23 protein-coding genes and 2 pseudogenes are annotated in these 26044 nt (G+C 68.3%); 14 read left to right on the forward strand and 11 right to left on the reverse strand.

All coding sequences use genetic code 11. The features are described 5' to 3' along the window. Positions 1-599: 599 nt before the first annotated feature. Entirely contained in the window at positions 600-1451 is an 852-nt protein-coding gene (locus ACIRP7_RS27215; protein ID WP_403664569.1) for an MBL fold metallo-hydrolase, read from the reverse strand. Between the two features lie 104 nt (positions 1452-1555). Between ACIRP7_RS27215 and ACIRP7_RS27220 the strand changes: the two genes are divergently transcribed. Further along, on the forward strand, positions 1556-2581 hold the full coding sequence (locus tag ACIRP7_RS27220; RefSeq protein ID WP_403664571.1) for a helix-turn-helix domain-containing protein: 1026 nt from the start codon (positions 1556-1558) through the stop codon (positions 2579-2581). Between the two features lie 287 nt (positions 2582-2868). Here the strand turns inward: ACIRP7_RS27220 and ACIRP7_RS27225 are convergent, their stop codons facing one another. The 4 genes from ACIRP7_RS27225 to ACIRP7_RS27240 form a co-directional block, all read right to left on the reverse strand. Then, a complete protein-coding gene (locus tag ACIRP7_RS27225) occupies positions 2869-4431 on the reverse strand; it encodes a long-chain fatty acid--CoA ligase (RefSeq protein ID WP_403664573.1) in 1563 nt (520 codons plus the stop codon). 49 nt (positions 4432-4480) lie between these two features. Beyond that, positions 4481-5338 (reverse strand): SDR family NAD(P)-dependent oxidoreductase, encoded by an 858-nt coding sequence (locus ACIRP7_RS27230; protein ID WP_403664575.1) that lies wholly within the window; start codon positions 5336-5338, stop codon positions 4481-4483. After that, positions 5331-6179, reverse strand: coding sequence for an alpha/beta fold hydrolase (locus ACIRP7_RS27235; protein ID WP_403664577.1), 849 nt, complete (start codon positions 6177-6179; stop codon positions 5331-5333). The genes ACIRP7_RS27230 and ACIRP7_RS27235 overlap by 8 nt, the downstream gene beginning before the upstream one ends. Before the next feature lie 255 nt (positions 6180-6434). Continuing rightward, the gene (locus ACIRP7_RS27240) at positions 6435-6773 is read right to left on the reverse strand and encodes a hypothetical protein (protein WP_403664578.1); all 339 of its coding nucleotides are present in this window, start codon (positions 6771-6773) and stop codon (positions 6435-6437) included. Between the two features lie 17 nt (positions 6774-6790). Between ACIRP7_RS27240 and ACIRP7_RS27245 the strand changes: the two genes are divergently transcribed. After that, entirely contained in the window at positions 6791-6943 is a 153-nt protein-coding gene (locus ACIRP7_RS27245; RefSeq protein WP_403664580.1) for a hypothetical protein, read from the forward strand. 82 nt (positions 6944-7025) lie between these two features. Here ACIRP7_RS27245 and ACIRP7_RS27250 read toward each other — a convergent pair whose 3' ends face one another. The 3 genes from ACIRP7_RS27250 to ACIRP7_RS27260 form a co-directional block, all read right to left on the reverse strand. Continuing rightward, the gene (locus tag ACIRP7_RS27250; RefSeq protein ID WP_403664582.1) at positions 7026-8087 is read right to left on the reverse strand and encodes an LLM class flavin-dependent oxidoreductase; all 1062 of its coding nucleotides are present in this window, start codon (positions 8085-8087) and stop codon (positions 7026-7028) included. Further along, on the reverse strand, positions 8087-8620 hold the full coding sequence (locus tag ACIRP7_RS27255; protein WP_403664584.1) for an SRPBCC family protein: 534 nt from the start codon (positions 8618-8620) through the stop codon (positions 8087-8089). The genes ACIRP7_RS27250 and ACIRP7_RS27255 overlap by 1 nt, the downstream gene beginning before the upstream one ends. Positions 8621-8731: 111 nt before the next feature. Then, the gene (locus ACIRP7_RS27260; RefSeq protein WP_403664586.1) at positions 8732-9229 is read right to left on the reverse strand and encodes a winged helix-turn-helix transcriptional regulator; all 498 of its coding nucleotides are present in this window, start codon (positions 9227-9229) and stop codon (positions 8732-8734) included. Between the two features lie 106 nt (positions 9230-9335). Here ACIRP7_RS27260 and ACIRP7_RS27265 point away from each other — a divergent pair, with 106 nt between their 5' ends. Continuing rightward, complete coding sequence (locus ACIRP7_RS27265; RefSeq protein WP_403664588.1) at positions 9336-10232, forward strand: SDR family oxidoreductase; 897 nt, start codon at positions 9336-9338, stop codon at positions 10230-10232. A 32-nt stretch (positions 10233-10264) separates the two neighbouring features. Here ACIRP7_RS27265 and ACIRP7_RS27270 read toward each other — a convergent pair whose 3' ends face one another. Then, positions 10265-10948: a TetR/AcrR family transcriptional regulator gene (locus tag ACIRP7_RS27270; protein ID WP_403664590.1), complete on the reverse strand. Its 684-nt coding sequence runs from the start codon at positions 10946-10948 to the stop codon at positions 10265-10267. 267 nt (positions 10949-11215) lie between these two features. On the opposite strand from ACIRP7_RS27270, the gene ACIRP7_RS27275 reads away from it, so the two are divergent. The 3 genes from ACIRP7_RS27275 to ACIRP7_RS27285 are packed head-to-tail and all read left to right on the forward strand — an operon-like array spanning position 11216 to position 14639. After that, complete coding sequence (locus ACIRP7_RS27275; RefSeq protein ID WP_403664592.1) at positions 11216-12184, forward strand: enoyl-CoA hydratase/isomerase family protein; 969 nt, start codon at positions 11216-11218, stop codon at positions 12182-12184. A 7-nt stretch (positions 12185-12191) separates the two neighbouring features. Further along, positions 12192-13115, forward strand: coding sequence for an alpha/beta hydrolase (locus ACIRP7_RS27280; RefSeq protein WP_403664594.1), 924 nt, complete (start codon positions 12192-12194; stop codon positions 13113-13115). 48 nt (positions 13116-13163) lie between these two features. Then, positions 13164-14639, forward strand: coding sequence for a class I adenylate-forming enzyme family protein (locus ACIRP7_RS27285; protein ID WP_403664596.1), 1476 nt, complete (start codon positions 13164-13166; stop codon positions 14637-14639). Between the two features lie 364 nt (positions 14640-15003). On the opposite strand, the pseudogene ACIRP7_RS27290 reads toward ACIRP7_RS27285, so the two are convergent. Continuing rightward, a pseudogene (locus ACIRP7_RS27290) lies at positions 15004-15297 on the reverse strand (helix-turn-helix transcriptional regulator); the annotation flags it as partial. Between the two features lie 426 nt (positions 15298-15723). On the opposite strand from ACIRP7_RS27290, the gene ACIRP7_RS27295 reads away from it, so the two are divergent. From ACIRP7_RS27295 to ACIRP7_RS27305, 3 genes are all read left to right on the forward strand, one after another. Continuing rightward, a complete protein-coding gene (locus ACIRP7_RS27295) occupies positions 15724-16137 on the forward strand; it encodes a zinc-binding dehydrogenase (RefSeq protein WP_403664968.1) in 414 nt (137 codons plus the stop codon). Between the two features lie 89 nt (positions 16138-16226). Then, on the forward strand, positions 16227-16925 hold the full coding sequence (locus ACIRP7_RS27300) for an SDR family oxidoreductase (RefSeq protein WP_403664598.1): 699 nt from the start codon (positions 16227-16229) through the stop codon (positions 16923-16925). 134 nt (positions 16926-17059) lie between these two features. After that, positions 17060-18508: a DHA2 family efflux MFS transporter permease subunit gene (locus ACIRP7_RS27305; RefSeq protein ID WP_403664600.1), complete on the forward strand. Its 1449-nt coding sequence runs from the start codon at positions 17060-17062 to the stop codon at positions 18506-18508. Between the two features lie 176 nt (positions 18509-18684). Here the strand turns inward: ACIRP7_RS27305 and ACIRP7_RS27310 are convergent, their stop codons facing one another. Continuing rightward, on the reverse strand, positions 18685-19557 hold the full coding sequence (locus tag ACIRP7_RS27310) for an alpha/beta fold hydrolase (protein ID WP_403664602.1): 873 nt from the start codon (positions 19555-19557) through the stop codon (positions 18685-18687). A gap of 65 nt (positions 19558-19622) precedes the next feature. On the opposite strand from ACIRP7_RS27310, the gene ACIRP7_RS27315 reads away from it, so the two are divergent. The 5 genes and pseudogenes from ACIRP7_RS27315 to ACIRP7_RS27335 all read left to right on the forward strand — a co-directional run bounded on the left by ACIRP7_RS27315 (position 19623) and on the right by ACIRP7_RS27335 (position 25929). Further along, positions 19623-20228 (forward strand): CGNR zinc finger domain-containing protein, encoded by a 606-nt coding sequence (locus tag ACIRP7_RS27315; RefSeq protein WP_403664604.1) that lies wholly within the window; start codon positions 19623-19625, stop codon positions 20226-20228. Between the two features lie 510 nt (positions 20229-20738). Continuing rightward, positions 20739-21308, forward strand: a pseudogene (locus tag ACIRP7_RS27320) (TetR/AcrR family transcriptional regulator); the annotation flags it as partial. Between the two features lie 668 nt (positions 21309-21976). After that, positions 21977-22846 carry an alpha/beta fold hydrolase gene (locus ACIRP7_RS27325; protein ID WP_403664606.1) on the forward strand — a complete coding sequence of 290 codons (870 nt, stop codon included), beginning with the start codon at positions 21977-21979 and terminating at the stop codon, positions 22844-22846. A 288-nt stretch (positions 22847-23134) separates the two neighbouring features. Continuing rightward, positions 23135-24604, forward strand: a complete 1470-nt coding sequence (locus tag ACIRP7_RS27330) for an amidase (RefSeq protein ID WP_403664608.1) — start codon at positions 23135-23137, stop codon at positions 24602-24604. A gap of 77 nt (positions 24605-24681) precedes the next feature. Next, positions 24682-25929, forward strand: a complete 1248-nt coding sequence (locus ACIRP7_RS27335) for an NADH:flavin oxidoreductase/NADH oxidase family protein (protein WP_403664610.1) — start codon at positions 24682-24684, stop codon at positions 25927-25929. Positions 25930-26044: the final 115 nt, after the last annotated feature.

Consider the following 26044-nt stretch of genomic DNA (forward strand, 5'->3'; position numbering starts at 1 on the left):
GGGTCTCCTCGACGCCGGTGGTGGCGCCGTCGGCGGCCTGGTTGCGGAAGTCCGGCGCCTACAGGGCGAACAGGATGTCGAGGTCACGCAGGTTGACGCGCCTGACGTACTCATCGGCAAGTCCGTGCAACTCGACGGTGGACGTTCGAGTCTCGTTCGAGGAAGACATGTGCTTCTCCGATGTGGCTGGACGAGCGGCTCCGCCCTGGTGATGGACAGCGGAATCGGGCCGGATCATGAGGTGCGCCGGGTCACCGTCGGGCCGGCCCCGGAGGCGTTCGGTGGTGATGACCGGCAGTCGGGTCAGGCGGCACTTCGCACGGTCAGAAGAGGCCAGAAGGTGCCTCTGATCCGGTGTCAGCGGTCTGCCGCCCGGGTTGGGTGCCGACGTCTGGGGCGGCGTGGTCAGGTGGCGAAAAAGTTGGCCACCTCGGTCGTGAAGGCATTGACGTGCTGGAACAGGAAAGGCGTGGCGGGCGTCGCTGTAAAGGACCAGGGCGACGGCCGTAGATCCTGGCGGCGTCGCAGCCCCGGTGTCCCCTGGCAACGGCAGGGTCGAGCATGGGAGAGCTGACACCCTCGTTCCCGAGGCCGTCGGCTCAGCCCCCGAAGACCTCCGGTGGCACGCCCAGTTCCTTCGGACCGACCAGGCCGAACGAGGGCCCGCGGGTGAGCCAGAGCAGCATGGGCAGAGCCCGGTCCGGGTACCGGCGGCTCATTTCCCGCGCGATGTCGGCGACGGGCACCCGAGGCTTGGCCACTTCCTCGTAGTCCCGCAGCCAGGCTCTGGTGTCATCGATCACCTCTACTCCGCCCACCGGTCCGTGGCCCGGAACGACGATGGCGAGTTCGCCCAATGCCTGCACCAGATCCAGGGCGGTCAGCCAGGAGCCGGGGTTGTTGGTGTCCGCCATGTAGCAGTGCGAGTGGTGGTTGAGCAGGTCCCCGGTGATCAGGGCCTGCGATCCGGGCACGTGGAAGGCGGTCGCGTGGACCGTCTCCGCGACCGGCAGGTCGACGAAGACCACGTCGTGCCCTTCGAGGGAGTGGCGCTCTCCGGTCAGCGGCTCGGGTACCGGCATCTCGTCCGGGATCTGGTCCCCGTACGCCTCCTGCCAGTGCAGGCGCTTGGCCGGCCACTCCAGAATCCCGTCGATGACCCCCTGTCTGGCCAGGATCGGGGTGTCCGGGAACACGGCGCGGATTTCGCCCATGCCGCCGTAGTGGTCCGGGTGAGCGTGCGTGATGTACACCGCCTTGAGGTTCTTGCCGGTGTCGCGGACGCGTTCGGCCAGTTCACGTGCCTCGTCCCGGACGAACTGGACGTCGATGAGGATCGCGTCCCGCTCCCCGCTGACGAGGACGCAGTTGGGTGACAGGGCAGGCTCGGAGCCCGCGAAGACATCGAAGCGCAGTCCGCCTCGCTCCTGCGCGTAGATGGTGGTGAGCATGGGACAGTCCTTTGCGCCAGGGCCTGTTTCTGCGACATGGCCTGTTTCGTCCGGCTCGGTCACGTGTCATGCTCTGAGCCGTGTCGTAACGCTAAGGAAACCTGATGATGAGCGAAATGACGGGGAGCGCGCGGTCTCCGGTACCGGAGCGCGCGGCGACATCGGAATGGAGCTTCACCACGGCCGGCCTCGACCGGGGTGACCAGTGGGATTACTGGAACGCGGTCACGCGCACCGCGTTCGTCGCGATGATCGCGGGTGAAGTGCCTGCGACGGCCCCCGGCGTGCGCAGGGCCGGCTTCGACGCCTCCTCGGTGGCCCGGGAGACGGGTGGGCTGCGCCTCAGCACGATGAGCGCGGACCCGCACGAGGCTGCCCGTACCCCTGAACTCGTCCGCCGGACGGAGGGAGAGGACTTCTTCCTCACCCTGATCCGCGAAGGGGCGGGGTCCATGCGGCAGGACGACCGTTCCTGCACACTGGGTCCAGGTGACTTCACGCTGGTCGACAGCGCCAGACCGTACGTCTTCCGGTCCGAGGAGCGTTTCCGGTCGATCGTCCTGCAGATACCGCGGGGGATGCTCACCTCCCGGTGCGCGGCGGCCGAACGGATCACGGCGGTGCCGTTCCGGGCCACGGGCGGCCCGGGCGCGTTCTTCAGTCCTGTCCTGCGCGCGCTCGCGGACGAGGCCCGCGTTCTCGACACCGGGCTGGCCCGGTCGATCACGGCGAACGTCCTGGACCTGCTGGCCACCGTGTGTTCCGCACAAGGGCACAGCGCCGAACCAGCCGGTCCGGCCGCCCACCGCCGCGACCTGGAGCGGGCCAAGGAGTACATGGACGAACGACTGCACGATCCCGGGCTCACCCTGCTCGCCGTCGGCCAGGCTCTCGGCTTCTCCCTGCGCTATCTCCACCAACTCTTCCACGAAGCCGGCAGCACGCCCCGAACCTGGCTCTACGACCGGCGACTCGACCGCGCCCGAGCCATGCTGATGAGGCGGCCGGACCAGGGCTCCCCGACGATCGCGGATATCGCCCTGCGCGTCGGCTTCAAGGACTCATCACACTTCTCCCGGGCATTCAAGGCACGTTACGGCGCCAGCCCGGCCAACTACCGTACGTCGTAGCAGCGCGGCGCTCCGGCAGGTCGACCGGCAAGGCCCTCAGCACCGACCGTGAGCGCGGTCTCTCTGACGGAGGCCATCGAATCCAGGGGGCACACCCCTCTCGCGGCGATGGCCGCCAATCCACCGGAAGTACGGAGTTCTCGCGACCCGGGAAGTACGGATGAGCCCCGTCGCCGGTCGGCCGAGGCGGCTCACCGACCACTGCAACTCAAGAAATCCTAGTTATCAGCTCTCTTTTTCATAGCTTTCCGTTCGATTTTTGCGATGCTGGAGTCGGAGCGAGACCACTAGGACAGTTCGCGCTTGAGGATCTTCCCGGTGGCGGTCATGGGCAGGGCGTCGACGAACTCGACGATGCGCGGGTATTTGTAGCCGGCGAACTGCTCTTTTCCCCAGGCTGTCAGCTCGGCCTCAGTCGTACTGTCGTCGGCCTTCTTGACGACGACGGCCTTGATCTCTTCCCCGTGACTTGGGTGCGGAACTCCGATGACGGCGACCAGAGAGACTGCGGGATGCTCCATGAGCACCTCCTCGAGCTCGCGCGGGTAGACGTTGAATCCGCCGCGAATGATCATGTCCTTGGACCGGTCGACTACGAAGTAGAAGCCGTCCGCGTCCTTGCGAGCCAGATCTCCGGTGCGGAACCATCCTTGGTTGATGGCCTCCGAGCTGGCTTCGGGGCGCTTGTAGTAGCCCTTCATGATGTTGTAGCCCTTGATCGCGATCTCCCCGACCGCGCCGGGGTCGTCCTCCACATCCGACCAGTCGTCGTTGATGAGCTTCATCTGGACCCCGGCGATGGGTCGGCCGATCGATCCGACTCGGGGCTCCTCGCCGTACGTGGCGAATGACGCGATGGCCACCGTCTCCGAGAGCCCGTAGCCCTCGAGGATCGTCACACCGAAGCGTTTCTTGAACTCTTGGTGGATCTTCGCGGGAAGCGCGGAACCACCGGACACGGCGATGCGCAGGCTGGCGGCCAGCCGGGCGACGTCGACGCTGTCGTCGAGTGCCTCGAGCAGGCCCCAGTACATGGTCGGTACGCCGCCGAAGAACGTCACGGCATGGTCGAGCATGAGCTCCAGCGCCTCATGGGCGGAGAACCTTGCCTGCAGGACGAGTGTGCCGCCGAACGCGATGGCGCCGTTCTGGATGACCATCTGGCCGAAGGCATGGAAGAGCGGAAGGACGCACAGGTAGACGTCGGGTGTCGCGGGGTCCGACTCGAAGAGCTGGGCCCCGGCTCGGGCGATGTCGTACACGTTCCGGTGTCTGAGTTCCGCGCCCTTGGGCTGCCCGGTGGTCCCGGACGTGTAGAGGATGACCGCGGTGTCGTCGTCGGCGCGCTCGACCGTCTCGAACGTCTCCGGTTGCCCGGCGACAGCGGCGGCAAAGATCTGGTCCGGGGCGACGCCGTCCACAGACGCGCCGCTGCCGATGAGGAAGAAGTGCGCGGCCCGGTCGGCGGCCTGCAAGGCCGACCACGCCTCGCGCCCGATCGGGAGCTCTGGACTGCCTTCGACGGCGAAGTACGCCGTCGCGTCCGAGTCGTTGAGGTGGTAGGCGATCTCCCGCGCCTTGAGGAGTACGTTCAACGGCACGACGACCGCGCCGGCCTTGAGGATTCCGAAGTAGATCGTCGTGAACTGCGGGATGTTCGCGCAGGACAGAGCGACCTTCTCGCCAGGGCGAACACCGCGCTCGGTCAGCAGGTTCGCCACCCGGTTCGACGCCGCGTCGAGTTCCGCGTAGGAGATCCGATCGCCACCGAAGACGATCGCCGTGCGCGCCGGGTGTTCCGACGCGGTGCGGGTCAGTAGACCGGACACGTTCCGGGTCGAACTCGTCATCAATGGCTCCTGGTCTGTGCGTAGTCGGGGCACCGCGTTGTTCCTGACATCAGGTGGTCAGGAAGTCCTCGCCCTCACGCGCGTCGAGGCGTCCGAGGATGCTCTGGACGGTGCGATCACGCGCAAGGCCGGCGTCCAGCCCGGGTGCGATGATGCCGCGGACCTTCGAGACCACGGTCCATCTGCGCGGACGAAACACCTGCACATCCCGGCGACGCAGGCCGTCGACGATTGCTGTCGCCGCTTCTTCGGGGCTGATGCGCTTGCGCAGGAACCTCGGTTGGGTGTCGAGCAGTTCCTGGGCCACTGGATCCTCGTCGAGGCCCTGCCGGGTCATGTCCGTGTTGATCACCGCGAAGTACGCGGTCGTGACGCTGACGCCGTGAGCGGCGAGTTCGACCCGCAGTCCACGGCCGAGCTGCTCGACCGCTGCCTTGCTCATCGCGTACGGGATGGCGCCGGCCCCGTTGACGAAGGCGAAGACCGACGAGACGAGTACGAGCCGACCACGGTTCTCGATGAGGCCCGGAAGGGCGGCGCGGACCGTGTTGAGCGCACCCCCGACGTTCACGTCGAAGAGTCGATCGACCAGCGAAGTCGAAGACGCCCGGAGGGTTGCGCCCCGCCCGAGTACACCTGCGTTCGCGATCACGATGTCCAGGCGGCCGGCGTGCCTGACGACGGTCTCGGCCGCTCGGGTCATGTCGGCGAGGTCGGTCACATCGCCGGTCAGGTGGGTGACCCGCTCGTCGATCGCCTCGCCCGCGGCCGGGCGGTGCAGATCGATCACGAAGACCCGGACGCCGGCGGCGGTCAGCGCCCGCGCGGTCGCCGCGCCCAGGCCCCGGCCGCCGCCGGTGACGAGGGCGACCTTTCCGGCGATCGACCGGTCGGACCTGTCAGCCATTGAGGAACTCGAGAACCTCGGGGACAAACTCCCGGTGGTACTGGAAGACGCCGCCGTGTCCGGCGTTCGGGTAGATCTTCAGGCGGGCGTTCGGGATCCGGCGGGCCATGTCGGACGAGTTGCTGCTGGCCACCATGAGGTCGTGATCACCGTTGGCGACGAAGACCGGCTGGGTGATCACCGAGAGGTCGTCGGGTGCGTGCAGTCCGGCCGCCCGGATGGCCTTCAGTTGCGCGCGTCGAGCCTGCAGGGAGATTTTCTCGTCGCGATTCTGGGTGCGTTCCTTGAGCCGGGCGAGGTAGTCCTTCGCGGCCCGCTTGCCCTCGGCGTCGCGCGGGAAGAACAGGAATGTCCTGGCGTCTTTCAGGGTGAGCGCGGACTTGGCGTACGCCTTGACCGCGACCTTGTTGATCTCCTTGATGCCGCCGCCTCCCCGGGGACCGGTCCCGGCCAGGATGATCCGGCGCACGAGGTCGGGTGCCTGCAGGGCCACCATCTGTGCGACTCCGCCCCCGAGCGAGAACCCGAGGAGGTCGACCTTCTCGAGTCCCATCGCCCGGATGAAGGCGACGGCGTCGCGGCCCATGTCCGCGACGTCGGGCGGCACGGATCCTCCGGACGCGCCGACCCCGCGGTTGTCGAACGTGATCACCCGGTGGCGGGCGGCGATGCCGTCGATGATCCTCGGGTCCCAGTCGTCAAGGACAGCCATCAGGTGATGCAGGAACACCACCGGAACACCACCGGTCGGACCGAGCTCGCGGTAGGCGAACGGCACCCCGCCGACATCGATCGTGCGGGTGGGTACGTCGATCCACTTCATGTTCTTTGTCGTCTTCATCTGACCTTCCCGGACACGGCGCGAGAACCGCGGCTCCGTGCAATTGTATTACGGTCGTTCTTCTTACGGTTGTAATAGATACACGCTGGAGTGGGGCGACGGCAAGGGCTCTGCACCCACCGCGCCCGGATCCACCGGCTTGATTCAGGAGCGATCGTTCCGGGGTCGTTCGAGTGGTCTGGCGGTCGATCTGTGGTTTGGGCATGAACCGCCCGACCATGGAGACGACCACATCGCTGGGCTCCAAGAGGCGCGTCAATTCGGTCGCCGAGGTGACGTCGGCCTCGGCCCAAGCCCGCCATGGCCGCGGTGGCCGACCTCACGCACGCCTTCCTGCGGCGGACCATCGACGATCCCCTGCACCGAGAGCTGATGGCTCAGGCACCCTCGGTCCTGGGAGAGCAGTACCGGCACTTCGACGACACCGTCGCCCTGCCGCCGATTGAACGCCTGCTGACCGTTCTGGACGAACGCGGCGATCTGCAACCAGACGTTCCCATCGCCACTGTCGTCCGACTGCAGGGTGATCCGGCCGGACGGCAAGTGGTGGGCGGCCAGGGCGGTGTGCGTGTGGTCAGGAAGGTGCGCGCCCACGGCGGCGCGCGGCGCTGTTGGCCGGCCTGTGCGAGGGCAACCAGCTCATCGCCGCCGCGACGGACCGGGAGTCCGCCCTGGCCAGGACGTTCCGTGCGATAACCCTGCTGATGTCGGGCCTGGCGGCCGACTACCATCAGCGCCCGCGGTGGACCAGGGCCAAGGCCTGATGGGCTGCGTCGGCGCATGGCGACCCGCTTCGGTCGCCATGGCTTGTCGCTGTCGTGCCGCCCCGGCCGCCATGGCCTGTCGTTACAGTGCCGCCTCGTCCTCGATGTCGCGGACCAGGTCGACGGCCCGGCCCAGGGTCGCGAGTCGGGCGTCCAGGGTCTCGCCGGCGGGGTAGAAGCGAACAGTGTCGACACCGGCGTCGCGCCACACGCGAAGCCGCTCGCGCACCATGCCCTCGGTTCCGATCAGCGTGGTCGCCAACACCATCTCGTCGGTGACCAGGCCGACCGCGCCGTCCCGGTCCCCGGCCTGCCAGCGTGCCCGGACGTCGGCCGCCACCTCGGCCCATCCCTGGCGGCTGTAGGCGTTGTTGTAGAAGTTCGTGGTCGCGGAGCCCATGCCGCCGAGGCTGAAGGCCAGCTCCTTCTTGCGTCCGGCCACCATCGCGCGCAGCGCGTCCTCGTCGTCCGCGAAGGCGACCTCGGCACCCTGGCAGATGTCGAGGTCGGCGCGCGTACGACCGGCGGTGGCCAGGCCCCGGTCCAGGTGGTCGAAGTACGCCTCCTTGGCGCCCTCGGGTACGAAGCTGGTGCCCAGCCAGCCGTCGGCGATCTCACCGGTCAGGTGCAGCATCTTCGGCGAGAGGGTCGCCAGGTAGACGGGGATGTCGTGCTCCGCGCGCATCGACAGACGCATGGGCTTGCCCTCCCCGCCCGGCAGGGGGATCTGGAACTCCCGCCCGGGGTAAGCGACTTTCTCCCCCGAGGCGGCCTGCCGCACGATCTCGACGGTCTCGCGCATCCGTGACAGCGGCCGGTCGAACGGCACGCCGTGCAGCCCTTCGATCACCTGCGGTCCCGAGGGGCCGAGCCCGAGGAGAAAGCGCCCCTGCGATATCTGCGACAGTGTGATCGCGGCGCGGGCTATGGCCATCGGAGTGCGGGTGCCGAGCTGGATGATTCCCGATCCGAGAAGCATGCGCTCGGTCTTCGCGGCGAGATAGCCCAACGGCGAGGGCGCCTCGGAGCCCCACGCCTCCGCGACCCAGCAGATGTCGAGGCCGACTTTCTCCGCCTCGGTGACGAAGTCGACGATCTCCCGCCAGACGCCCCCGGAGGCTTCGATCGTGGTCGAGGTGCGCATCACAGACCCGCCTCGCCTGAGCTGTGGGCACTCTCGGCCAGCTTCTTGATCTCTGCGAGGGTGACGGTCATGTTGGTCTCGAACTCCCGCATGCGCACGAAGACGATCTTCTGTTCCTTCTCCGGCATGCGGTCGATGGCGAATGAGAGACCCGACCGGGCCGGCCCCATCTGCATCCATTCCCGCAGCAGAGTGCCACCGTCCTGCGGCTGCAACGTGAACCGCCAGATCGCCGTCGGATGCTGGGGGTCCTCGACCGCCCAGGCGAGCCTCCTCGGCGGTTCGTACTCGACGATGTGGGACGTGGTGGCCCACTCGCCCAGCGCTTCATGCTTGCTCCGGCCGACGAACCGGGCGCCGAGCGCGGGGCCGCTCCTGCCGTCCAGCCATTCCACCGACCGCAGCTCGGGGCTCATGCGCGGCATCAACTCGATGTCGGACACCAACGCCCACACATGCGCCGGCCCGGCGGCGATCCAGGTGTGGACCTCCACCGTCGGCTTGTCCGCATAGCGTGCGCCGGTCCACTCCATGATCCCGCAGCCTCCTGCCCGCCAAGAACACTCACGTGAGCACCTGACCGGTAAAGTTGCGTAGATAGACTTACTTGTCAAGGGGGCCATGGCTTCCGCGGGGCTGCCGATTCAGCCCGCGAATCGCTCCCGCACATCCGGTCGTTCGGCCAGATGCGACGGATAGCCGGGACCCATCCGGGGGGTGGTGTTGTCCGCGGTCATGGGCTCGCCGCAGGCGGCGCACACCACCTGGGCAAGGGTCTCCTGCCCGCACACCTCGTGCCGCATCGCCACCGGCGGGCCCGCCTCACCGGCCAGCCAGCGGTCTCCCCACCGGTTCATCGCCAGCAGCACGCCGAAGAAGTCGCGCCCCTTCTCGGTGAGCACGTAGTCGTAGCGGACCGGCTCCGTCTGGTACGGCCGCATCTCCAGCAGCCCCTCCCCCACCAGCCGACGCAGCCGGTCCGTCAGCGTGTTGCGGGCGATGCCCAGCGACTCCTGGAACGCATCGAACCGCCGGATCCCGTAGAACGCCTCACGCAGCACCAACGGCGTCCACCAGTCCCCGAGCAGGTCCATGGTCCGCGCGATCGAACATGGCCACTGGGCAAAGGATGTCCGTCTCATGGCAGCCAGCATAGGTTCGTCCAGTGGTGAGACCCAGCAGGTGAACCGAGCGGTGGCCGGTGCGCAGTCTCTTGTGTTCCATAAATAACGAAGTTATGTTGCGGCCATGAAACGTGACTTGCTGGACAGAAAGCTGGTTGTCACCGGAGCGGCACGCGGAATCGGAGAGAAGGTGGCCCGCCTGGCCGCCTCCCGAGGGGCCCGGGTGACCGTGATCGGCCTCGAAGCCGATCGGTTGCGCGCCCTCGCCGACGAGCTGGGCCCCAGCGCCGCCTGGCGGGAGGCCGATGTGCGCGACGGGGCCGCTCTACGGTCGGCGATCGACGAGGCCGCGAAGGTCATGGGCGGCATCGACCTCGTGGTCGCCAACGCCGGTGTCGTGGCGTACGGGACGGTGCGGCAGACGGACGAGGCGTCGTTCGAGCGGGTTCTGGACATCAACCTGAACGGCGTGTTCCGCACCCTCAAGTACGCGACGCCCCATCTCGAGCGCAGCCGAGGCCACGTGCTGGTCGTGGCGTCCGCACTGTCGTTCATGCCGCTCGCCGCGATGGCCTCCTACGGCGCGAGCAAGGCGGCAGCCGAGCTGCTCGCCCTGACCTACCGCCAGGAGGTGGCGCATCTCGGGATCACGGTCGGCCTGGTGCACCCCTCCTGGATCGACACGGACCTCGTCCGGGGTGCCGAGGCGGATCTCCCCTCCTTCCAGGGGCTGCGCGGACGGCTGCCTTATCCGGGCAACGTCACCACGAGCGCCGACCGGGCGGCCGCCGCAATCGTCGACGGGCTCGTGCGCCGACGCAGCCGCGTGTACGTGCCGCGCGCGGTCCTCGTGGCCAACTGGGCGAAGGGAGCGCTGAATTCACCCCTGGCCTGGCCCTGGGCAAGGCGTTTCGCGGCCCGGGCGGTTCCCTCCCTCGAACGGGAGGTCGCGGCGTTGGGGAGGCACGACCAACTCATGCCCGGCACCGACACCCCTGCTGCCGAGAGCAGGTCGTCGTAGCCGTGCAGGGATGCACCCAACCACCCAGCCTCTCAGGCGCCTCGGATGATCGAGTCGTACAGGCGCGCGCCGGCCTCATGGGAGGCCTCGGCACGTTCCCGGCTGTCACCCAGCCCGACCGAGAAGTTCACGCCCATCGGCCGGAGCACCTGCGTGACGGCGTCCTCGAACTCGACGAAATGCTCGGCCAGTTCGAGGGTGATGTACCCATGAACGAAACTCCACAACTGGGCGGCGACGACTTCGGGTTCCTGCCGCTCGACCCTGCCGGAGCGCACGAGCCGGTCGCACGCGGCAGTGACATGAGCGTGGGCTTCACGAAAGGCCGGGGAATGCCCGCTCAGGCGAAGGTCCGCATCCGAAAGAGGCCGGTACGTCGCCCGAGTGGACAGGCCGAACATCAAGTCGTAGAGGTGAGGGTTCTCGTGGGCCAGCCGACGACAGGTCAAGGCCATGGCGAAGAGATCCGCGATCGGGTCCTCCGTCACCGGTACGTGGGCGAACGCTCTGCCGAGTTCCTTGAACCCGTGGTCGGCGACAGCACTCATGAGCTCGGGAATGCCACCGAAGTGGCTGTAGACCACCATCGTCGACAGTCCGCTGGCGGAAGCCACCGTGCGCGCCTTCAAAGCCGACGGCCCCTGCTCGGCCAGCAGACCGATGGCCGCCTGCACAAGCCGTTCCGGTGCGTCATCAAGCCTCGCCCGCCCTGCCATGTCTCGCACGCCTCCATCGTTGACACATCCGAAATAACTTGGTTATGTAAATCTTCGCGGCAATAGTACACATCGCGCGTGACATGCCGTCCCGGATCCACGCGTCCATGCCGGACACGACATCACGCGCTGTTCCAGTCTCCTGCCGCCTGTGCAGACCCAGCCCCCGTCGGGGCAGGCACGCCCACATCGCTGCCACCCGCATCCGCGGCTGTCCTTCACGCACTCGCACTTTCATCCCATGGACCGAGCACGGGAGAAGAAGCCATGCCATACAAAGACAAAGGACATCTGGAGATCGAGGAGCGGGGAGCCGTCCTCGTCGTCCGGGTGGACGGCGGTCCACACCAGGTGTTCGGCCTCGACATCGCCAACCAGCTGGCCAAACTGGTAACCCGGGCCGACCGCGATCCGCGCATCCGCGCCGTCGTCTTCACCGGAGCGCACCCGGAACGGTTCGTCAGCCATGCCGCAGTCCGGTGGCTGCAGGAAGAGGGCGCCGCGAGCCCTAAGGTCGGCCGACGCGGTGCCGCCGCCGTCGTACGCGCGGCCAAGCATGTGGACCGGTCCCGTCTCCTCGGGCCCGTGCTGCGCAGGACCCCGATGCGGGGAGCCCTCCAACTGGAGCGCCTGCACACGACCTTCCTCCGGATGAACGCCAGCGGTGTCCTCTTCGTCGCCGCCCTCAACGGCTCGGCTCTCGGCCTCGGCGCCGAGTTCGCCTGGGCGTGCGATCTGCGGGTCATGGCCGACGGGGACTACTTCATCGGCCAGCCGGAAATCCTCCTCGGCATCATCCCGGGCGGCGGCGGCACCCAGCGGCTGACCCGCCTGATCGGCACCCACCGGTCCCTGGCCGCGATCCTCGAAGGCAAGCCGTTCACGCCCGCGGAGGCTCTCGCCAACGGGGCGGTCGACCAGGTCGTTCCGCAGCACAAGGTGCTCGCGCAGGCGGTCGAACTCGCTGAGCACTTCGGCAAGCGGTCGAAGGGGTCGGTGGCGGCTGCCAAGAGGTCGGTGTACTTCGGCGGCTCGATGTCACTGGAGGACGGGCTGCACGTCGAACGCGCCGAGTTCTTCACCAGAGTCATGTCGGAGGAAGGGCAGGAACTGATGCTCGACTACATGGAGGCGACGGACGCCACCGGCGAGCTCCCGCTCTACCAGCCGGACACCTACGCGCAGGCGCTCGCCTCCGGCAGCGTGCCCGGGCGCCGCTCGGCGAACGGACGGTGAGCCGACGATGACCACCGCGCACTCCTTCACCCGTCACGACATCACCTTCCCCTCCGGCGACAGCTCCTGCGCCGGGTGGCTGTACCTCCCCACAGGCGTCGTATCGCCGCCCGTCGTCGTCCTGGGGCACGGCCTGGGCGCAACCCGCGACATGCGCCTGGACGCGTTCGCCGAGCGTTTCGCGCAGGCCGGCATCGCCGCAGTGGCGTTCACCTACCGGCATTTCGGCGACAGCGGCGGCCACCCGCGCCAGCTCCTGTCGATCAAGCGGCAGCTCGCCGACTGGGACGCCGCCCTCTCCTACGTCAAGGCCCGCCCCGACATCGACCGCTCCCGCGTCGCGGTCTGGGGCAGCTCCTTCGGCGGCGGCCACGCCATCACCGTCGCCTCACGCCATCCCGAACTGCTCGCGGCCGTGGCCCAGTGCCCGTTCACCGACGGTCTCGCCTCCGCGCTCGCACTGGGCCCTCTCGGCTCACTCAGGATGACCCCCGTACTCGCCCGGGATCTGGCAGCCAGAGTACGCGGCAAGGCACCCGCGATGGTTCCCATCGCCGCCGCCCCCGGCTCGCCGGCCCTCATGAACGCGCCGGACGCCCTCCCCGGATACCTGGCACTGCAGCCGCCCGGTAAGACGTTCCGCAACGAGGTGGCGGCACGGGTGATCCCCACCATCGCCGCCTACCGGCCCGGGCGTGCGGCGAGGAAGGTCACCATGCCGATCCTCTTCTGCGTCAGCAACACCGACTCCGTCACGCCCCCTGCCCAGACCCTTAGGTACGCGGACACCGCGCCCCGGGGAGAGATCAAGAGGTACGACGCCGGCCACTTCGACTTCTACACCGGCGAGACCTTCGAGGAACTGGTACGCGACCAGATCGAGTTCCTCACCCGCCAGCTCCACCCGGCGCCCGTCGCACCGACTCCCTGACCTGCCCGCCGAACGGACCGCATCACACCGAGACAGGTACGCCTCGCCATGAATGTCGCTTCTCTGCCCGACCGCCGCGCCGAGCTCGACCCCCACGGAGCCGCGGTCTCCGACCGACACCAGTCCCTCACCAACACGCAGCTGCTCAGCCGGGTCCGAACGGCAGCGCGTCAGCTCCGGGACCTCGGAATCGGTCCCGGGGACGTCGTCGCCCTCAAGCTGACGAATCGCGTCGAGTTCGTCGTACTGCTGTTCGCGGCCTGGCGGCTCGGCGCCACCATCACACCGGTCAACCCGAGCATGACCGACGTCGAAGTGGTGCGACAGCTCCAGGACTCCGGTGCGTGCCTGCTGGTGGTCGAGGACGGCGCGGCCGTAGCGGCGCACGGTGTTGCCGTACTCGCCGTCGGCGAACTGCACGAAGGAGCGGTGGAGCCGGATCAAGCACCGCTTCCGGCCCCGGCCACGCTGGCCCTGCTCATCTACACCAGCGGTACGACCGGGGTACCCAAGGGCGTGATGCTCGACCACGCCAACATTGACGCCATGGTGGAGATGGGGCGCCGGGCGCTGGAGTTGGGGCCGGCGGACCGCTGTCTGCTGATCCTGCCGCTCTTCCACGTCAACGGCATCGTGGTCAGCGTCCTGACGCCGCTGCTCGCCGGAGCCAGTGTCGTCATCGCGGGCCGCCGCTTCGATCCCCGCAGCTTCTTCGACCTCGTCGAGCAGGAGCGCCCCACCTTCTTCAGTGCCGTGCCCACGATCTACAGCATGCTCGCGGCGCTCCCGGACGACGTTCGACCCGACACATCGTCCTTGCGGTTCGCGGTCTGCGGCGCCGCACCCGCCTCCGCCGAGCTGCTGGCCCGCTTCGAGGCACGGTACGGATTTCCACTGGTCGAGGGATACGGCCTGTCCGAAGGAACCTGCGGCTCCACCATCAACCCCGTCGGCGGCCCTCGGCGCGCCGGAACCGTGGGGCTGCCCTTCCCCGGCCAGGAGATCCGGATCATCGACGCCGACGGCAGCGAGGTGGCGCCAGGCACGGACGGTGAAGTCATCATGAGGGGCCCCAACGTCATGCGTGGCTATCTCGGCCGTCCGGACGAAACCGCCAGAGTCGTAGTCGACGGCTGGTTGCACACAGGCGATGTCGGCCACCTCGACGCCGAGGGCTATCTGACCCTGGTCGGGCGCTCGAAAGACATGATCATCCGCGGTGGGGAGAACATCTACCCCAAGGAGATCGAGGACGTGCTGACAGGCGACCCATCGGTACTCGAGGCCGCGGTGATCGGCGTACCCGACGAAAAGTGGGGAGAACTGGTCGTCGCCTACGTCCAGCCGTCACCGGGCGCAAGCGTCGATCCAACGGCACTGAAAGCACTTTGTGCACGCAGCCTCACCGGCTACAAGCGCCCGACCGCGTTCTTCGTGGTGGAAGTCCTCCCGAAGAACGCGGTCGGCAAGATCGACAAAGCCTCATTGCGGGCCGATCACGCCGCCCTCTCTGCCCGGTCCTGATCAACCCGGATGACTCTGTGGGCTGCCTCGGCTGACGGCACGCAGCCCGCCGGTCCGGGGCGAGTCCAGTTCCAAGAGGGTGCGTCGAGATGTCGCCAGCCGCCACGGATGTGGTCAGCTCCTGGAGCGCGAGGGGATTTCCGCCTGCCGCGCGGATCGTGCGGCGAATAACCGGCTCGTCGGCTTGCGGAGCGAGGGCACGGGCGAGGAGCCGGGCGTCGTCGTCGCCCAGTTCCCGGACCTCCATGGCCGGCAGTTTCTCCCAGGGGCCCTCGACGGGGTCGTCCTGTCCGGTGATGAGCATGGCCACGGGCTCGTCGCGCAGCCGGCGAGCGACGAAGGCCAGGCACTGCGCGGACGGCTCGTCGAGCCATTGGGCGTCGTAGGCGACGATGAGCACCGGCCGTTCCTTGGCCAGCTCGCCGACGAGCGTCAGTACGGCCACGCCGATCAGGAAGCGGTCCGCCGCATCGTTGCTGGTACCGAGCGCCCCGTTCAAGGCGTTGGTCTGCGACTCCGGGAGCGTGCTGATCCGCTCCGTCACCGGCCACAGCAGTTCGTGCAGTGCGGCGAAGGCCGGCTGCGACTCAAGGCGAGTGCCCCCGCATCGCAAGACGGTGAAGTCCGCCGCCGCGGACTCGGCCGCGTATTCCAGCAGGGCGGTCTTACCGACGCCGGGTCACCCCACGGCACCATGGTCGCTCCGCGTTCCTGACGAGCGGCGTCAAGGATCCGGTCAAGGGCTGCCTGCTCCTGGCGCCGTCCGTACAGGTCCCTTTGCTTGAAAGCTTCATGGCTGCTGCCGCCGGAGCGCTCGTGCTACTGCGTTCCGAACTTCGCCATCTCCGTGACCCATCCGATGACCGATCCGATGACAGATCCGCTTGCAGCTCGCTGTCCGTAGCGTCGGGCGTGGTCAGCACACTCGCGCGCACCGCGGGAGACGGCATGGCGACCGCGATCATCGAAACCGGAAGCAAGGACAGGACGTTGGCGGACCTGGTGGTGCGGGGGTCAAAAGCACCGCTCGTCAGCATCACATGTCTCCGCGACCGGTCCAGGGCCTCGTACCATCGCCATCCGGCTGGCGAAGTATCTCGGTACGAGCGTGGCCACGACCGCGAGCGCGACCAAGACCGACCCGGAGAAGAACCTCGGCGCGGACATCGTCATCGACTACCAGAAGCAGGCATTCGAGACGGCCCTGCTCGACTACGACGTCGTCATCGACACGGTCGGGGGCGAAACCCTCGACAAGTCCCTGTGGGTGCTGAAGCCGGACGGGACCGTCATCACCATCACCGGGTCACCCGACCCCACCTTCGCCCGCTCACCGCCGGACACAAGCGCGCCGTACGCGCCTGGGTGCACGACCTGGCCGCCGCGGCCGGTGCCCCGGACCCCGACAAGCTCGCCCGAAACCCCCTGGTGTCGCACGGATCCCGACCTCGACGGCAGCAAGAAGAAGCGGTTGCGATCACCGGCTCACATGATTTAACATTATGATCGTAATTCAATGATTCCGGCCTTCTCGGCCACGCCATTGGTGCTCTGATCTTCACCCTCTTGCTTCACCAGGAACTTTTCATGGACCTCTCCACCAGCACCGCCCTCGTCACCGGAGCCAACCGCGGCCTCGGCCGCGCACTCGCCGCCGAACTGCTCGCCCGCGGCACCACCGTCTACGCCGGCGCCCGCGACCCCGACCAGGTCGACCTGCCCGGCGCCAAGCCGATCGCGCTCGACATCACCGACCCCGCCTCCATCGCGGCCGCCACGAAGGCCACCGGTGACGTGACCATCCTGGTCAACAACGCGGGGTCCTCCACCGGCGCCGACCTGCTCGCCGCCGACCTGGACGATATCCGCCTGGAGATTGACACCCACTACCTCGGCACCCTCTCCGTCGTCCGCGCCTTCGCACCCCAGATCGCGGCGGGCGGCGGCGGATCGATCCTGAACATCCTGTCTGTCCTGTCCTGGTTCAGCCTCCCGCAGTCCGGCGCCTACTGCGCCGCCAAGTCCGCGGAGTGGTCGCTCACCAACGCCCTGCGCGTGCAACTCGCCGACCAGGGAATCCGAGTGGCCGGCCTGCACGTCGGCTACATGGACACCGACATGGTCCGCACCGTCGACGCGGCCAAGTCCGACCCCGCCGACATCGCCCGCATCGCCGTCGACGGCATCGCCGCTGGCGCCTACGAGATCCTCGCGGACGAACCCTCCCGCCAGGCACAGGCCGCACTGTCCGGAGGCGTCTCCGCGCTCTACCCGCAACTCCCCTAGGGCCGCCCGCCCAAGAATCCGCACCGGGCCGGCTCGATGCCGATGCTCGCTGTCGCACTCCATGCCGTCACCCGCCGGCTCCCACGTCCATTGATCCGTCACCAAGTGTCTGCTTAGGGAATCTAAGGAACGTCATGAAACAGCAAGGCAAGCAGCGGGTTCGGGGCGGCAGCGCCGTCTGGGCCGTGGCCATCACCAGCATGGCCGGATTCATCACCGCGCTCGACAACCTGATCGTCACCACCGCCCTCCCCTCCATCCGCAAGGACCTCGGCGGCGGCCTCGAAGACCTCGAATGGACAGTGAGCGCCTACACCCTCACCTTCGCGGTGTTGCTCATGTTCGGTGCTTCCCTCGGCGACCGCTTCGGCCGCCGGAGACTGTTCGCCGTCGGGCTCGCGATCTTCACCACGGCCTCGGCCGCCGCCGCACTCGCACCGGGGATGGGTGAACTGATCGCCGCGCGTGCGGCGCAGGGCGTCGGGTCCGCGATCGTGACACCGCTGACGCTCACTCTGCTGTCGGCCGCCGTCCCCGCCGAACGGCGCGGCGCGGCCCTGGGCATCTGGGGCGCGGCCAGCGGCATCGCCGTCGCCACCGGACCGCTCATCGGCGGCGCACTCACCGAAACCCTCTCCTGGCAGTGGATCTTCTGGGTCAACGTACCCCTCGGTCTGGCGCTGATCCCGCTCGCCCTGCTACGGCTGAACGAGAGCCACGGCCCGAACCCGACCCTCGACCTCGTCGGCACCGCCCTTGCCAGCGGCGGTCTGTTCGGCATCGTCTACGCCCTGGTGCGCGGCAACGCCGAAGGCTGGACCAGCACCCCGGTGCTGGGCGGCTTCTTCGCCGGTACCGCCCTGCTCGTCGGCTTCGTCCTCTACGAACTGCGCGCCAAGCACCCGATGCTGCCAATGCGCCTGTTCCGCCACCGCTCCTTCAGCGCCATCAACGCCGCCAGCCTGCTGATGGTGCTGGGCATGTTCGGGTCGATCTTCCTGCTCAGCCAGTACCTGCAGACCGTCGGCGGCTACTCACCGATGCAAGCCGGCATACGGATGCTGCCCTGGACCGCCATGCCCATGATCGCCGGACCGCTGGCCGGGGCACTGTCCGACCGCATCGGCGGCGCACCCGTCGTCACGGCGGGCATGGCCCTGAACGCCGTCGGCCTCGGGCTCTGGGCCATCACTGTCGAGCCGCACGTCGCCTACACCCACCTGCTGCCCGCACTGATCGTCTGCGGCATCGGGCTGGGCCTGTTCTTCGCCCCTAGCGCGAACCTCGTCCTGAGCACCGTCCGCCCGGAAGAGCAGGGCATCGCCTCCGGCGCCAACAACGCGATCCGCGAGGTCGGCGGCGCCATCGGCGTGGCGTCGCTGGCCGCGGTCTTCTCCGCCCAGGGCGGCTACGGATCCGCCTCACAGTTCGTGGACGGGCTGATCCCCGCGCTCTGGGTCGGGGCCGGTGTGGTCGCCCTGGCAGCGGCTGTGGCGTTGCTGATGCGCCGGCAGCGCAAGGCCGACGGCTCGGCTGCCGGCCTTGCTGCAGGGAGTGCTCCGGCCGGCGCGGTCGCGAACTGAAGCCCGGGCCGAGGGGCGGCCCATCCGGTTACGGCGGGCCGCCCCTCAACTGCCCTGCCCTACAGGTGCGTTCGTCATGCGGGGTCATTACCCTGGTCGAGGCCCCTCCTCGGACAGCGTGCCTTTCAGGTCGGCACTCGATCGGCTGAGGGGCAGTGTTTCCCTCACCGTTGGGGTCACCGGTTCGTCTTGCCGGCCAGGAAAGGCCACAGATGTGCCAACAGCGCCTTCGGTTGCTCCTCCGGGATGAAGTGGCCGCACTCCGCGATCTCGGCACCGGTGACGTCGTCCGCATAGTCCCGCCAGATCTCCAGCGTCGGCAAGCGGGCAGGCAGCCCCTCCGAACCCCACAGGGCCAGCAGTGGCATGGTGAGGCGTCGGCCTTCGGCGGCGTCGATGTCGTCGAGCGCGGTGTCCTCCTCCATGGCGCGGTAGTCGTCCAGGCTCGCACGCAGGGCACCCGGGCGGGAGAACGCGCGGACGTAGCCGTCGACCGCATCGGCTGTGAGTCCGTGGCGGTTGTAGGTCCACCGCTCGAAGAAGTACTCGAGATACCCGCGGATGTCGCGCCCCACGAGGCGTTCGGGCAGATCGGGCTGCATGTGGAACAGCCAGTGCCAGTACCCGGAGGCGAGCGAGGCGTCCAGGCGGCGGAACATCTCCCGGGTGGGAACGATGTCGAGCACGGCCAGCCGCTCCACCTGGTCCGGACGGTCCAGCGCCCAGCGGTGCCCCACGCGAGCGCCGCGGTCATGGCCCACGACCGCGGCGCGCTCGAAGCCGAGCGCCTCGACGAGGCCGGCCATGTCGGCGGCCATCCGCCGCTTGCCGTAACCCGTGGTGGGCTTGTCGCTCAGGCCGTATCCGCGCAGGTCCGGCGCCACAACCGTGTGCTCGGCGGCGAGATCCGCCAACACCGGCCGCCAGCAGTCGGAGGTCTGCGGCCAGCCATGGAGCAGGACAAGCAGAGGTCCGGCCCCGGCTCGGACGTAGTGCAGGCGGACCCCGTCCACCTGCGTCACTCCGGTCGTCACCGTCGGCTGTCCCATGGAGTGCGCCTTCCTGACACGAGTTAACCGTCTTAGACGGTTACGCTAGCGGGCAGAATGGAGGCGTGGCAACAGACGACATGTGGATCTGGGACGGCGGACGGGTCTGCCTGGACTTCACCAACACCCTCCGGAGCCGGTGGAGAACCACTCCCGAGGAGACACTCCGGGGACCGGACGACCTGATGGGCTGGCTCCGGGAGGCCCGTCTGCTCGCACCGGGAACCACCGACGCCGCCACTGCAGCCGTTCTCCTGTCCGCCCGACGGCTGCGCGAGAGCGTCGACCGGGCCGTACTGGCCGTCGCCGCCGGCCGACTGCCCGCATCCGGCGACGTGACGCTGCTCAACCGATCGGCAGCGGCGGCCCCCAGACCCGCCCTGCAACTCGTCATCACCGAGGACCGCCTGGAGCCCGCCGGCACCGCGCCCCTCGCGGCCGACCCCACACTCGCGCTGGCGCTCATCGCCCAGGACGCCGTCGACCTGCTTCTGTCCGCCGAGATCCGGCGCGTACGCGTCTGCGGAGCGGACCGCTGCGCACTGCGCTTCCTGGACCGCTCCCCGGCCCGCAACCGCCGCTGGTGCTCCATGTCCCGCTGCGGAAACCGCACCAAGGTCCGCCTCCACCAGGCGCGTACACGGCAGAGCGGCCGGATCACGGGAAGCTGACCGAGGAGTCCTCAGCTCACTGGGCGACCTCATACGAAAGGCCAGGCCGGGGACGCTCTCGATGTCCTTGGCCTGCACCGGGTGGCCTCGTTGTCCTTGGCCTGCACCGGGTGGCCTCGTTCGCAGCGGATCCGGACATCGACCTGCGCACCGCAGTCGCGGTGTCGCGCCACTACCGCCGGCCCCTCCGGGTCAGCACGGTAACGGTCACACCACTGCAGCAGCCTCATCAATGCCGGCTCCGTGAACCGGGCTCCTTGTACGTCTCGGTCGCGAGGATCCCTTCCTCCACCAGCATCTGAAGCCGCGCCGCGAGGACGTTACGAGGACAGTCCAGGACACGTTCGAAGGAACCGAAGCCGAAGACGATTGGCGGCGCGAGCGCGCCGGGGAATGTGGGCGGAGTCCATGTCGCACCCCGGCACCATTGAATTACGTTCGAAATAACATAGAGTGAAGGATCAGCAGGAGGAGGGCGAGCGGCCCTTCTAAGGAGCGAAGGAGCATGGGGTGCGATACGGGAAAGAGCACAAACCGGTGACCCGGCAGCGCATCATCGAGACGGCCGGCCGCCGACTCAAGCGGGACGGCATCGACGGCTCGAGCGTCGCGACGCTCATGAAGGACGCGGGGCTGACCAACGGCGCCTTCTACACCCACTTCACTTCAAAGGACGAGCTCGTCGCCACTGCCGTCGCCGACCAACTGCACGCACAGAACGCGAACATCGTCGCGCACGCGGCACCCGGCCGCGACGGACTCGAACAGATCGTGCGGTGGTACCTGTCCGCTCGGCACCGCAACAGCCCTGACGACGGCTGCCCGTCCGCTGCCCTGCTCGACGAGATAGGGCGCTGCGCAGACCCCATCAAGCAGGCCTACACAGACGGCGTACTTGTGGTCATCGACGGCATCGCCGCCCGCCTGGCGCCCGGCGATCCGCGCTCGGCCCGCACCAGGGCGCTGAGCGCCTACGCCATGATGGCCGGGACACTGCAGCTCTCCCGGGCCCTCGCCGACCGGCAACTTGCCGATGCACTCCTCGAACAGGGCATCCGCAACGCCCTCGATCTGCTGGGCGCAGGCAATGAGCCCCACGAGGAGGACCTCGAACTGCCGCACCCACCCTCGCAGCAGCAGTCACTCCCCCGCAAGCACGATCATCCGCGCCCGATGGCACCCGCCGCCACCGACCGGCACGTCGCCTGACCCCACGGCTCGTCACCCCTCACAGCAGGAGTCGAGCGTCTTCACGGGGAGCCGCGAGCGCCGCCCGATCGGTCACCCACGTCGCCGACGGGCGCCGCATCCGCAACGAGACATGACACACGGGAGAAAGGTTCCCCTTGCGGGCCGCCGACCAGCCCCTTAGAATTATGAATGTAATTTAAATGGCGGAAGACTGGCGCCAGTCACGCCGGCGTCCATGACGCGAGGTAAGGCCACTCCGAAGAGCGCTGCCCGCGAGGTGAGCGACAAGCACCGCACCAACGCGCCTGGCGCGCACTCGACACCGGGGCTGCTGCCCCCTGTCGGCAGCCCTGCCGAGACAGAGCACTTTTCAGCGTCGGGAAGCCTGAAACGAACAGCACACGCAATCCACGTGCCGACATCGGAAACAACCATGAGGGCCCTCACCCGGCTCCAGGCCGCGAACAACGTCGCCAACTCCTCCTGTTGATGACGCGAGGGACCCCTTTCATCCGGTGACGAGACCGGCCTGACACCCCTACCAGAAGGACCCGGACATGAGCGCATCGCGAAACTCCTCACCCCCCTCACGAACGTCGTACAAGTTCGCGGCGACGCGCTCCTTGCCCGTGGGCGGGGTGGACTTCGTCCATCGGCAGCTCGGCCCCGAAGACGGCGTGCCGCTGATCCTCCTGATTCACATGGCCGGAAACCTGGACAACTGGGATCCGCGCGTCGTCGACGGACTCGCCGCACGACGCCGGGTGATCACCTTCGGAAACCGCGGGGTGGGCGGGTCGGGCGGCTCCACGCCGGACACGATCGAAGGGATGGCGGACGACGGGGTGCGGTTCATCCGTGCCCTCGGCTTCGACCAGGTCGATCTGCTCGGCCTGTCGATGGGCGGCTTCATCGCACAGGTCATCGCGGCGGAGGAACCGCGCCTTGTCCGCAAGGTCATCCTCGCGGGCACCGGCCCCGCCGGAGGGCCCGGCATCGACAAGGTCCCGGCGCTGGCCGTCCAGGCCACGGTCAAGGGCGTCCTGACCCGCCAGGACCCGCTGCTCTCCATCTTCTTCACCGACACCGCCGGCGGCCGGCAGGCCGGGCGCGCCCTGGTGGAACGACTGAAGGAGCGCACGGACGATCGCGACAGGAACGTCTCGCCGCCGTCGCTGCGCGCCCAGCTCAAAGCCGTCAGACGATGGGGCCGCCAGGCACCGTCGGACCTTTCGGCCATCCGCCAACCGGTCCTCGTGGCCAACGGTGAGAACGACCGGATGGTGCCCAGCCAGAACACGATCGACCTGGCCGCTCGTCTGCCCAACAGCGAACTTGTCCCTCTCTACCGTGACTCCGGCCACGGGGGGATCTTCCAGTACAACGGGGACTTCGCCGCGAGGGCGCTTGACTTCCTCGGGTCCTGAGCTTGATCGGATGCCGTTGGAGCGGGCTTCACATTCGCCGGCCGCTTCTCGCTTACACCGGGGTTCGCTCGTCAACCCGTCACCCAAGCTCGGCGCACCTTCCCGTCGCGCTCCGGGCGCAATCGAGACAGCAGGCCTGGTGATGTCCCGCCGCGGCACTGCACAAGGGGTACCAGAAATTGACGTATGGTCGTAATAATACGAACGCTCCTTGTCGGGGCGCAGGACACCGCCCGCCTCTCGGCTTCCGGGCCCGCCACCTCAGCACCTACAGAAACGAGGCTCTCCGTGCGTGACCTCCCCTTCCAGTCAGCCGTGGACCAGTTGAGTGCGCTGGCCTCGGGCGAGGTATCGAGTGAGGAACTGCTCGAGGTCTACCTGAGCCGCATCGACGCCCACAACCAGACGCTCAACGCGATCGTCACCCTCGACGTCGAACGGGCGCGGAGCACTGCCAGGAAGGCCGACGCGAAGCGCGCGAGCGGGGCGGAACTCGGCCCGCTGCACGGTCTGCCGATCACACTGAAGGACAGCTACGAGACCGCTGGTCTGCGCACCGTCTGTGGCCGGCCCCACCTCCGGGACTACGTGCCCGAACAGGACGCCGAGGCGGTGCGACGGCTGCGTGCCGCAGGTGCGGTGATCATCGGCAAGACCAACATGCCCGCGGGGAACCAAGACGTCCAGGCGGACAACCCGGTCTTCGGACCAACGCTCAACCCGTGGAACACCGCACGCACGTCCGGAGGCTCCGCAGGGGGCGGCGCCGTGGCTACCGCCGCAGGGCTGACCGCATTCGACTTCGGCTCGGAGATCGGCGGATCCACCCGGATCCCGGCACACTTCAACGGCCTCTACGGACACAAGGCGACCTGGCGGTCCATCCCGCTCATCGGCCACGTGCCGGGCGGACCCGGAGTCGGGCGGTGGGGGGAGATCGACCTCGCCTGTGCGGGCGCCCAGGTGCGCGAGGCGCGTGACCTTGTCCCCGTCCTCCACGCCACGGTAGGACCGCCCGAGCGTGACGGCGGATTCAGCTACACCCTCGCACCACCCAGGGCGAGCGCACTGGACGGCTTCCGGGTCGCGGTGTGGCCGGAGGACCCCTCATGCCCCGTCGACCACGACGTCGCCACGGCGATGGACGACGCCCTGAGCGCCCTCAAAACAGCCGGCGCGAAGGTCGAGTTGCGGCCCTCCGGCCTCCCCGGTGACATGGCGACCAGTCATGACATCTTCCTGCGCCTGCTCTTCGGCGCGTTCACCTACGACCGATCCGGCCTGACAGCGGCCTCCAACACAGCGCTCCTCGCGCGTCTGGTCCAGCATCCTCGTGGAGAGGCGCTGTACGCCCTGCGAGGGACCTTCCAGTCCCATTACAGCTGGCTCCAGGCGGACGTGGCACGCCATGAGCTGCGGCAGCGGTGGACCGAGTTCTTCCGGGACTTCGATGTCCTCCTCATGCCGGTCACACCGACCGCGGCACCGCCTCATCACAACAAACCGATCGACAGATTCGGACGCCGGATCCAGGTCGACGAGCGGTCTCGCCCCTACTGGGACCAGGTCAAGTGGAGCGCCATCGCCAACGTGGCCGGCTCTCCGGCGACGACCATCCCGGTGCGAACCGGCCGAGACGGTCTGCCCGTCGGGCTCCAGGCGATGGGTCCGAGCGGCGGCGACCTCACCACCATCAAGTTCGCCGAGCTCCTCGGCCGAGAACTCGAGGGCTACCAGCCCCCTCCGGCCTTCATGTGACGATCCGCCGACCCGCACTGCCGACGAACCGGACCCCAGGCCGCCCTGGCTGGCGCCGACCACACCGAAAGGTCCCGATGAACACGCTGGACACCCCCCTCACTCTCCCGAACGGCCAGATACTGCCCAACCGCCTGATGAAGTCGGCGCTCAGCGAGTCGCTCGGGGACAAGAACAACGCCCCCGACAAGCGTCTGGGCCGTCTGTACTCCACATGGAGCCGAGGCGGTTACGGCCTGATGATCACCGGCAACGTCATGGTCGATCGCGCACAGCTCGGTGAGCCGGGCAACATCGTCATCGAGGACGAGCGTGATCTCGACGCGCTCTCTCGCTGGGCCAAGTCGGCCCAGGACTCGGGCGGTGCGATCTGGGCACAGCTCAACCACCCTGGCCGCCAGGCCAATCCCTTGGCACTCGGACATACGCCGGTGGCACCCAGCCCGATCCCGACGAAACTGCCCGGAGCCACGACGCCGCGCGAACTGCGACCGGCCGAGATCGAGGAGATCATCGAGCGCTTCGCCAAGGCCGCGGCCGTGTGTGAGACAGCCGGCTTCAACGGCGTACAGGTGCAAGCAGCACACGGGTATCTCATCTCGCAGTTCCTGTCACCGCTGTCGAACCGGCGCGACGACGGCTGGGGCGGCGATCCCGCGCGGCGGATGCGTTTCGCCCTTGAGGTTGTCCGCCGCATCCGCGGCCGCGTCGGGCCCGGCTTCGCGGTGGGCGTCAAACTCAACTCGGCGGACTTCCAGCGGGGCGGATTCACCGAGGACGAGTCCCAGGCCGTGCTGGCCGCGCTCGCCCACGAAGGCGTCGACCTCATCGAGGTCAGCGGCGGTAGTTACGAGTCCATGGCGATGAGCGGCTCGGCGGCGCCCAGTACCAGGGCACGCGAGGCGTACTTCCTGGAATACGCCCGCACTGTTCGCAAACTCCTGGGCGACATCCCACTCGCCGTCACAGGCGGATTCCGCACCCGTGATGCCATGCAGCAAGCCGTACAGGCCGGCGAATGCGACGTGGTCGGCATCGGCCGGCCGGCGATCACCACGCCGGACGCCGCTCGGCTCATCCTCGAAGGGCAGGCCGAGGCACTCACGGCACACCAGGTGCGCTACGGCATGAGAACCCTGCTGGGCAAGATCACCGACGTCAAGGTCCTGGACGGGGTACTGGACATCAGCTGGCACACCGACCAGATACATCGCCTCGGCAACGGCCTGCACCCCGACCTGAACCGCGGCAGCCTTGCCACCACCATCGCGATGGTGCGGCGAAACGGCCGCACCTCGTTCCGCGCCAGGCGAGGCGGGTCGTGAATCACTGCGGCTGCAACGGTCGGAGCCCTCGCTGAGCCCCTCGGGGTTCAGGCAACAGACTGCGCCGGCCGACAAAGCATCTCGCCGTCGGCTCCGACAACGGCGCCTGCCTGTC

It is taken from the genome of Streptomyces sp. NPDC102270 (assembly GCF_044766405.1).
Classification (GTDB): domain Bacteria; phylum Actinomycetota; class Actinomycetes; order Streptomycetales; family Streptomycetaceae; genus Streptomyces.